Source organism: bacterium, from assembly GCA_024228115.1.
Taxonomy (GTDB): domain Bacteria; phylum Myxococcota_A; class UBA9160; order UBA9160; family UBA6930.
The window spans coordinates 1-8,223 of sequence record JAAETT010000683.1; the positions used below are offsets into that span (position 1 = coordinate 1).

Annotated in this window: 8 protein-coding genes; 6 read left to right on the top strand and 2 right to left on the bottom strand. The window is 65.1% G+C overall.

Annotation, left to right across the window (positions count from 1 at the left end):
* Positions 1–336: 336 nt before the first annotated feature.
* On the bottom strand, positions 337–744 hold the full coding sequence (locus GY937_28370; GenBank protein MCP5060630.1) for a hypothetical protein: 408 nt from the start codon (positions 742–744) through the stop codon (positions 337–339).
* Between the two features lie 14 nt (positions 745–758).
* On the bottom strand, positions 759–2,195 hold the full coding sequence (locus tag GY937_28375; protein MCP5060631.1) for a VCBS repeat-containing protein: 1,437 nt from the start codon (positions 2,193–2,195) through the stop codon (positions 759–761).
* 267 nt (positions 2,196–2,462) lie between these two features.
* On the opposite strand from GY937_28375, the gene infA reads away from it, so the two are divergent.
* From infA to GY937_28405, 6 genes are all read left to right on the top strand, one after another.
* Positions 2,463–2,705, top strand: a complete 243-nt coding sequence (gene infA, locus GY937_28380) for a translation initiation factor IF-1 (protein MCP5060632.1) — start codon at positions 2,463–2,465, stop codon at positions 2,703–2,705.
* Between the two features lie 8 nt (positions 2,706–2,713).
* On the top strand, positions 2,714–3,370 hold the full coding sequence (locus tag GY937_28385) for an acyltransferase (GenBank protein ID MCP5060633.1): 657 nt from the start codon (positions 2,714–2,716) through the stop codon (positions 3,368–3,370).
* Between the two features lie 9 nt (positions 3,371–3,379).
* Positions 3,380–4,294, top strand: coding sequence for a methionyl-tRNA formyltransferase (locus tag GY937_28390; protein MCP5060634.1), 915 nt, complete (start codon positions 3,380–3,382; stop codon positions 4,292–4,294).
* Entirely contained in the window at positions 4,278–5,027 is a 750-nt protein-coding gene (locus GY937_28395; protein MCP5060635.1) for a hypothetical protein, read from the top strand. The genes GY937_28390 and GY937_28395 overlap by 17 nt, the downstream gene beginning before the upstream one ends.
* Before the next feature lie 271 nt (positions 5,028–5,298).
* The gene (locus GY937_28400) at positions 5,299–7,392 is read left to right on the top strand and encodes an elongation factor G (GenBank protein MCP5060636.1); all 2,094 of its coding nucleotides are present in this window, start codon (positions 5,299–5,301) and stop codon (positions 7,390–7,392) included.
* Between the two features lie 8 nt (positions 7,393–7,400).
* Positions 7,401–8,090 carry a hypothetical protein gene (locus GY937_28405; GenBank protein MCP5060637.1) on the top strand — a complete coding sequence of 230 codons (690 nt, stop codon included), beginning with the start codon at positions 7,401–7,403 and terminating at the stop codon, positions 8,088–8,090.
* The last annotated feature ends 133 nt before the right edge of the window (positions 8,091–8,223 follow it).

The following is an 8,223-nucleotide window of genomic DNA, read 5'->3' on the forward strand; positions in this document are numbered from 1 at the left end:
CACGCGCCAAGTCCAAGCCTGGCAAGACGATCGCAACCGAACGACGAAGGGCGTCGACTGGCAATTCACGACCCAACAAGCCCGCGTGAAACTGCGACGACTCTACCCCCAGCTTTTGGTGTGACAAGGGACTAGGGCCGGCGATGCCACCAAGCTTCACATAGCCGAGATCGCTTCCGCAGATGCCGCAGGCTGCGACCCTGAGAACGGCGTCGCGGGGTCCGGGAGGCTGCGGCTCGACCTCGTCGAGCCGAACGTCATCCGGGCCATGAATCTGGATCTGTTTCACCGGGGCGCCTCCGAGCGCCCCAGGGTAGAGCAGTCCTTGCGGTGGGCCTACGGGCTGACGACCCGCGGCTTTCCCGGAGTGCCGAGCGGGGTCGGGTTCGGCGGCGGCGGTGTCTGGGGTGCGGCCCGGAAGCGCTCATTCGAAAGCGAACTCGTCAGGCCGTTCGTGCCACGGGCAGAGATCGCAATGTAGACATCGGCGCCATCCAGCACGTTCAAATTGAAGACGAATGCGCCGTTCTGGACCGCCGGAGTACCGGCGTCGATCTGTTGGCTATAGGTGCCCGACGCCGTGCCCACGTGCACGGTGAAGCCCGCCACGGCCGCAGGGTTGCCATGCTGCCAGCGCAGCTGCTCTGTTCGCGCTTGTGCGCCCGCGGCCGCGCCGAGAACGCAGGCGATCGCGAAGACCGCGAGGCCGAATCCCAGACGCCGCTCCCGCAGTCGATCGTGCATCGTCGTACCCTTCATCACGGCGCCAGGACCTGCCACTCGGGGGCGGGTCCGCCATCGGCGGCTTTCCATTGCGTAGCCCAGCGTATTCGGCGCCTGCGCTTCCGGTTCTTTTTCTTCGTCCGGATCGAGACCCTACGTCGCTCGATTTCCGCGCCCCAGGTCTTTCCGGCGACCTGGATCGCAATATCGCCCACGCCATCCCCATCGACATCCGACAATCCGCCGATCTGGTACGCCGAGTAGCTCGAAGCCACGACCGAAGACTCCGGGGTCTGCATGCCATTCGAGAACCAGACGACGACGTAGTGAACGGTTCGCTTGCCTCGACGCCTCGCCTTCTTCTTGGCTCGACGATCCATGCTCCACACGAGATCGTCCCGGCCGTCCGCGTCGAGATCGACCACTGAAGAGATCCGGTCGCCCGCACGGACCGAAGGAAGGGTCACGATCGCCCTGGGCTTGTCGCGGTTCATCTTCCACCACTCGAGGGCTCCGCCATTTTGCCAGATCAAGTCGGTATGCCCGTCGCCGTCGAGATCGCCGCTGCCGGCCAACTTGGAACCCGCCGGAGCGGCATCGATCGCCTTCGTCGCGCCGACTGCGGCTTGCCGATTGAGCATCCAGAGAACGTTGGCTCCGCTCTCGCGGGTCCAGAGGATATCGGTCACGTCATCGTCGTTGAGGTCTGCGCAGCCAGCGATGTGCCAGACCGACGAAGGCGTCGGCAACGTCTGGACGGAGGCCCGCGTGCCGCGCAACCTCCACACCTCGCTCTGGCGGTACTGGGCGTCGTGCCAGAGGACGTCGGCCTGCCCGTCGCCATCGAAATCAGCAACCTCGATGGGCACCAGGCTGTCGTCGTCCTGGCGTCCAATCGTCTTGGTGCGGATCAGTCGGCCCCGGTCCATGAGTGAAACGATCAGGTCACCCGAGTTGGGCTCGAAGAACAACAGGTCGGCGCTGCCATTCCCATCCATGTCGATGCTGCCGAGTTCTTTGTTCGGATTGCCGCCGCCGGAGTCGCCTCCACCGCCGGAGCTACCTCCACCGCCGGAGCTTCCGCCACCGCCACCGGAGTTTCCGCCACCGCCACCGGAGTTTCCACCTCCACCACCAGAAGGAGGCGGCGCTGCGAGGAACTGGACGGCTTCCGAAATCGGGGAGAGGGGGCCCTGCTTACCCTGGGCGTCGAGAGCGGCAACCCGAATGCGCACCGTGTTGCCCGCCTGGCCCTGCACCATGGCCGTCGTGCCACTCACGATCTGGTCCGGGGTGGAGGAGTAGGCACCGCCGTTGCGGGATTCGAAGACCGCGTACTGGACGACCGGGCCTGAGGCGGACGACCAGGCCAACCTGGCGTTGGTCTGCCCAATCACCTGCTTTGCGTTCGTCGGAAGCGCGACGAAGAGAGCCGCGAACACGAATGCGCTTAGAAATGCCGGTCGGAGCATATTGCCCCCCCAAAAGAGCCATGGGAGGGTTCGGAAGCACTTCCAATCGAGGGTGTGACTGTGGTCACGTACCCCCGACGGAATCTGAGAATTCGATCAGCACCCCCAGGAAAAGCCTCGAGCCTTGGCCTGGCTTTGAGCCGTCCTGCGCATGGGCTGCGTCCCCCGCGCGTCGCGTCCTGCTCGGCCAGTTGCTACTATGCGACGCCCTCCGAGCTTCCCTCCGGGAATGACCTCGTCGAGGCTGAGTAGGAGTACGTAGACCACGTGTCACGCGATGATCTGATCCAGGTAACCGGAAACGTCGACAAGATTCTTGGCGGCGGCCGCTACCAGATCTCCTTGGACGCTGGACAGACGGTCACCGCCCAGCTGTCTGGCCGGATGCGTCGCTTTCGGATCCGAGTGATCCCGGGCGATCGCGTGCAGGTCGGGCTTTCGCCCTACGATCCGACCCACGGATTCATCACCTTCCGCCTCCGTGAAGGCGAGCAGCCTCCGGGCACCTAGCCCTCGGGATGGGAGTTCCGAGCGGCCTCCTGCGGGCATGGCTCTACGCCGCCCAGGCCTCGGATCTGGCCCGGCTGCGCTGGCACCACGCGCGCCATTCAGGGCTCTCGGTCCATCCGACCGCGAGTAGTGCCTTCGCGACGGCGAGGTTTCAACTGGCGCCTGGCGCCCGTTTGACGATCGGCGCTGGCGCTGCAACCGAACGACGGCCCGGCTGGCTCAACTTCCTCGTCCATGAGGGCGGTGAGATCATCGTGGAAGAGGGCGCCTGGCTGCGCACGGAAGTCGCTCCGGTCACTCTGGTGGCGTATCCAGGCGGGCGGTTGGTGCTCGGGCCCGAATCCTTCGTGAACGGCGCCCATCTGAGTGCCAAGACCGAGGTGCGCCTCGGACGAAAAGCCCAGATCGGTCCGAACAGCAAGGTCTACGACGCGGATCAACACGATCTCGACGATGCGCGGCCCGAGGGCCGAGCGCCGGTCATGGTGGGTGAGTATGCCTGGGTCGCGTCGGACGTGACGGTGATGAAGGGAGTCGCCATCGGCGCTCACGCCATCATCGGCGCGCGGTCGGTCGTCAATCGGGACGTGCCTCCCCACGAATTCTGGGCCGGCACCCCGGCGCGGCAGCTGGGTGCGGTGGGGGACCGCAGCCAGGCCCGGTAACGTCGGGTCATGGCGCTGAAGATCGCGTATTTCGGGCAAGCTCCTTTCGGGCGCGACGTGCTGGTGCGGCTGCTCGAGGCGGGGCATGAGATCGTCGGGGTGTACGCGCCGCGGGAGGGAAAGCGCCCCGACCCGCTGGCAGAGGAGGCCCTGAGCCGCGGCCTGCGATTGTTCCGCTATGGCGCGATGCGCCGCAAGGGCGAGCCGATCGCCGAGCGCGTCGCCGAACACGCGGCATTGGGGGCCGACCTGAATGTGCTCGCGTTCGTGACGATGATCCTGCCGGAGGCGGTGGTCGAGGCCCCGCTGCATGGCTCTCTGTGTTTTCATCCGTCGCTGCTTCCGCGTTTCCGGGGCGGGAACGCACTGGCCTGGCAGATCATCGAGGGCGAGAGCGAGGCCGGTGTGACGGTGTTTCGGTCGGACGCGGGGGTCGATACGGGCCCGATCGTCGTACAGAAGGGGGGCGTGGCGATCGAAAGGCATCACACCGCGGCCAGTTTGTATTTCGAGCAGCTCTACGAGCTGGGCGTCCTGGCCATGGTCGAGGCCGTCGATCTCGTCGACAGCGGCAAGGCCGAGTACCGACCTCAGGACGAGAGCCTCGCCAGTTTCCAGGGGCTCCTCGATGACGACGTTGCGGCGATCGATTGGGGCCGTTCCGCCACCGAGCTGGATTGCTTGATGCGTGGCTGCGATCCGGCTCCGGGCGCGCATACCACGCTGGCCGGCGAAGAAATCCGCTTGTTCGGTGTGACCGCAACGGTAGGCAGTGGCACGCCCGGGGAGATCGTCGGCCACGACGACGGTGCAGCCCTGGTCGCGGCTACGGGCGGCGCGTTGCGGGTGGAACGCGTTCGTTTGGCCGGCAAGGGCAAGCAGCCCGCCGCCGAAGTGCTGGAGATCGGTGCCCGACTCGGCTGAGTTGCCGGATGAGGTCGCCGGCCTGCTTCGCGCGGGGGGGGTGGACGAACTGGGCGTCGTTTCCCGCAACGTCTTCGATGCGGCGGCACCGGCAAGCCTTCGCTGCCACGAACAGCTTCCGGAAGCGACCTGCGCTCTGGTCGTCGGAGCCGGGCGAGAACTCTTCCAGGCGGTGAGCCTCGACGCGCACCCGCACCCGCTCGATCGTCATACGGAGGCGGTGGTCGAACAGGCCGTGCGTGCTCTCGAAGAGGCGGGTCATCGGGCTCGCCCGATCTTCTCCCACCTGTCCGGCGATGACGGCTACGTCGATCTCGTGGCCCTTGGCCGCGCTGCCGGCCTCGGCTGGCCAAGCCGGCTCGGGCTGCTCCTTCACCCTCGCCGAGGGCCATGGTGGAGCCTGCGCGGCATCATCCTGACGACGCTCCCGCTGCTTCCGGGCGCCCCGTTGCCCGGTTCCGGCCCCTGCAGCGGTTGCCCCGCACCCTGCACCGAAGCCTGCCCGGCCGCCGCACCGCAGGCCGAGGGCTTCTCCATCCAGCGTTGCGCAGGCACCCGCCAAGCCCCCGAACCCTGCGGCTCCACCTGTCACGCCCGCCGAGCCTGCCCCATCGGGAAGATCCAGGCTTACCCCCGCGAAGCCGAAGCCCACGTCATGGCGGCGTCCCGCAACGCCCTCCTCGAACGGTCCAACCCAACAACCGGCGAGAACAGGATCCCCCGCGGGGGATGACGCACTGCGTCCACTTGCGTCGAGAGCAAAAGGGATTATTTTCCGCGACTTCTCACGGGGTGGCTGCGCTCGACCGATCAAGCAGCCGGGCTTCGGGACGCCTCGGCGCCTGCACCCGCCAGTCCCTCCCTGGAAGTTCTAGATGATGCCCGACTGGAGGCGTTCCATCGTGATGGAGCGCTGCCGGCTGGGCCGGCTCCATTCGTAAACCTGTTCACCCATCGCAGGGTGCCTCGCGAAGAGGCCCAGCGAACCTTCGGCGGACCTGGCCATGATCACCGACCTCGAAAAGATCCGGAATATCGGCATCAGTGCCCACATCGATTCCGGCAAGACCACGCTCACCGAGCGGATCCTCTTCTACACGAACCGGATCCACCGCATCGCAGAGGTGCGCGGCAAGGATGGCGTGGGCGCGACGATGGATCACATGGAGCTCGAGAAGGAGCGCGGCATCACGATCACGTCCGCCGCGACCCATACCGAGTGGAACGATCACCACGTCAACATCATCGATACACCGGGCCACGTGGACTTCACCATCGAAGTCGAGCGTTCGCTGCGGGTGCTCGATGGTGCGGTGCTGATCCTCTGCGGTGTTGCCGGTGTGCAGAGCCAGTCGATGACCGTCGACCGGCAGATGAAGCGCTACAAGGTTCCGCGCATCGCCTTCATCAACAAGCTCGACCGATCCGGGGCGAACCCGCGCAAGGTCGTCGACGGACTTCGCGAGAAGCTGCGCCACAACGCGGTGCTGATGCAGCTGCCCATCGGCCTCGAGAACGATTTTGGTGGCGTCATCGATCTGATCACCATGAAAGCGATGCGCTTTCACGGTGACAATGGCGAAGACGTGGTGCTCGAAGACATCCCCGCCGACATGCAAGGGGAGGCCGAGGTGGCCCGCGAGGAGATGCTCGACGCGGTCTCCATGTTTTCCGACGAGTTGATGGAGGCGATCCTCGAAGAGAAGGTCACGGAAGAGCTGATCCACGAGGCCGTCCGCAACGGCGTGCTCGCCCTCGATCTCACCCCCGTGTATCTGGGCTCTGCCTACAAGAACAAGGGTGTCCAGCCGCTGCTCGATGCCGTCACGGCCTACCTGCCGAGCCCCCTCGAGGTGGAGAACACCGGGGTCGACCTCTCGAATGACGAACAATCGATCGTCATCGACAGCGAGCCCGGCAAGCCGCTCGTTTCCCTCGCGTTCAAGCTCGAGGACGGGCGCTACGGGCAGCTCACGTACATTCGCATCTATCAGGGCACGATGACCCGCGGCGGGAACATCTTCAACGCACGTACGAAGAAGCGTCACAAGATCGGCCGCCTCGTCCGCATGCACTCGAATGACATGGAGGAGATCGAGGAGGCAGCGGCCGGTGATATCGTCGCGCTCTTCGGGATCGATTGTGCCTCCGGCGATACCTTCACCGATGGTTCGGTCGACGTGGCCATGAGTGCCATGCACGTGCCGGATCCGGTGATCTCGGTCGCGATCAAGTGCACGGATCAGAAAGCCCAGGCAAACCTCTCGAAAGCCCTCGGGCGTTTCGTACGCGAGGATCCGACTTTCCGTACCCAGGTGGATCAGGAGAGCGGCGAGACCGTGATCTCCGGGATGGGCGAGCTTCATCTCGAGGTCTACGTGGAGCGCATGAAGCGTGAGTACCAGGTGGAGCTCGAAACCGGCGCGCCGCAGGTCGCCTACAGGGAGACGATCTCCCAGCGCGCCGACTACAGCTACGTTCACAAGAAGCAGACCGGTGGCTCGGGTCAGTACGGCAAGATTGCCGGCTACATGGAGCCCCTGACCGACGGCAATGAGTTCGAATTCTCGAGCGAGGTTCGCGGCGGGTCGGTTCCGACCGAATACATCCCGTCCGTGGAAAAGGGCTTCGCTCAGATGCTGGACAAGGGTCGCTTGATCGGCTTCCCCGTGATCGGCGTGAAGATCGTCTTGAACGACGGTCAGAGCCATTCGGTGGACTCGTCGGACAATGCCTTCCAGGCCGCGGCCCGAGGGGCCTTCCGAGAGATCTACGGCAAGGCCAAGCCGGTCATCCTCGAGCCCGTCATGAAGCTGGCCGTCGAGGGCCCGATCGAATTCCAGGGCGCGGTGATCAAGACCATCATGCAGCGCCGTGGCAATGTGATCGGTACGACTGAGGACGATGGCTTCTGTACCATCGAGGCTGATGTGCCCCTTTCCGAGATGTTCGGCTACGCGACGGACCTGCGCTCCGTGACCCAGGGCAAGGCAGAGTTCACACTTGAGTTCTCGAAGTACTCACCGGTTCCTGGCGATGTGAAGAAGGAACTGATGGAGAAGTACCAGGACCGGCGCCAGGTCGACGACGAGGAGTAAGACCCCCTATGGATTCGAAGTTCCTGAACGCCAGAAGCCCCATGCGGCTGCTGGAGAAGGGCCTCCACGGAGGCCTTGGCCCCGGAAACCTCGGCCTGGTAGTCGCCGGTCCGGGAGTCGGAAAGACCCCTTTCCTGGTCGGCGTGGCACTCGACGACCTGCTTCGCGGCCAGCCCGTGTTGCACGTGGCCCTCGACCAGACCGTGGCACACACCCGCGCCTACTATGACACGGTGTTCGACGACTACGCCGCCCACGCCCGCCTGGATGATGAGGCCGTCGTTCACGCAGATGTGGATCGGCTTCGTAGCCTGCGCGCCTACCCGCCCCAGGGCTTTGATGCGGCGAAGCTTCGCGACGCCATCAAGCACGAGAACGAGGCCGGCCAGGCGCCGCGAGTCGTGATCCTGGAGGGTTTCGACGTCGCCGGAGCCCAGCCTGCGGAGTTCGGCGATTTGCGCAGCCTGGCCAAGGAGCAGGGACTCGAAATCTGGATGTCCGTCACGTGCAACACGGAAGAAATCCCTTCTCTCCCTCCTGAAGTCGGCCATGGCAAGGACCGCTTCGACGTGATCCTGGCCCTCGAGCCCGGCGATGGGAGCGTCAAACTGCGGGCGCTGAAGGATCACGACAACCCGGACGTGTCGAATCTTCACGTGGCCCTCGATCCGAAGACGCTGCTACTGACGCGCAGCTAGTCCCTTGTATCGACCAAAGGCGGAAGTGTTGTCATGCTAAGCACTGCGTCCCCCGCAGCCAATCGGTTCTCGCCGTGTCGCGGGCCGATTCATGGGGCCCGTATGTCGAAGAAGCGGTATCGGATTGACTTGA

Excerpts from the sequence above, each read along its gene's own strand:
- GY937_28370 (MCP5060630.1), bottom strand. The coding sequence starts at position 744 with ATGCACGATCGACTGCGGGAGCGGCGTCTGGGATTCGGCCTCGCGGTC.
- GY937_28375 (MCP5060631.1), bottom strand. The coding sequence starts at position 2,195 with ATGCTCCGACCGGCATTTCTAAGCGCATTCGTGTTCGCGGCTCTCTTC.
- GY937_28385 (MCP5060633.1), top strand. The coding sequence starts at position 2,714 with ATGGGAGTTCCGAGCGGCCTCCTGCGGGCATGGCTCTACGCCGCCCAG.
- GY937_28390 (MCP5060634.1), top strand. The coding sequence starts at position 3,380 with ATGGCGCTGAAGATCGCGTATTTCGGGCAAGCTCCTTTCGGGCGCGAC.
- GY937_28400 (MCP5060636.1), top strand. The coding sequence starts at position 5,299 with ATGATCACCGACCTCGAAAAGATCCGGAATATCGGCATCAGTGCCCAC.
- GY937_28405 (MCP5060637.1), top strand. The coding sequence starts at position 7,401 with ATGGATTCGAAGTTCCTGAACGCCAGAAGCCCCATGCGGCTGCTGGAG.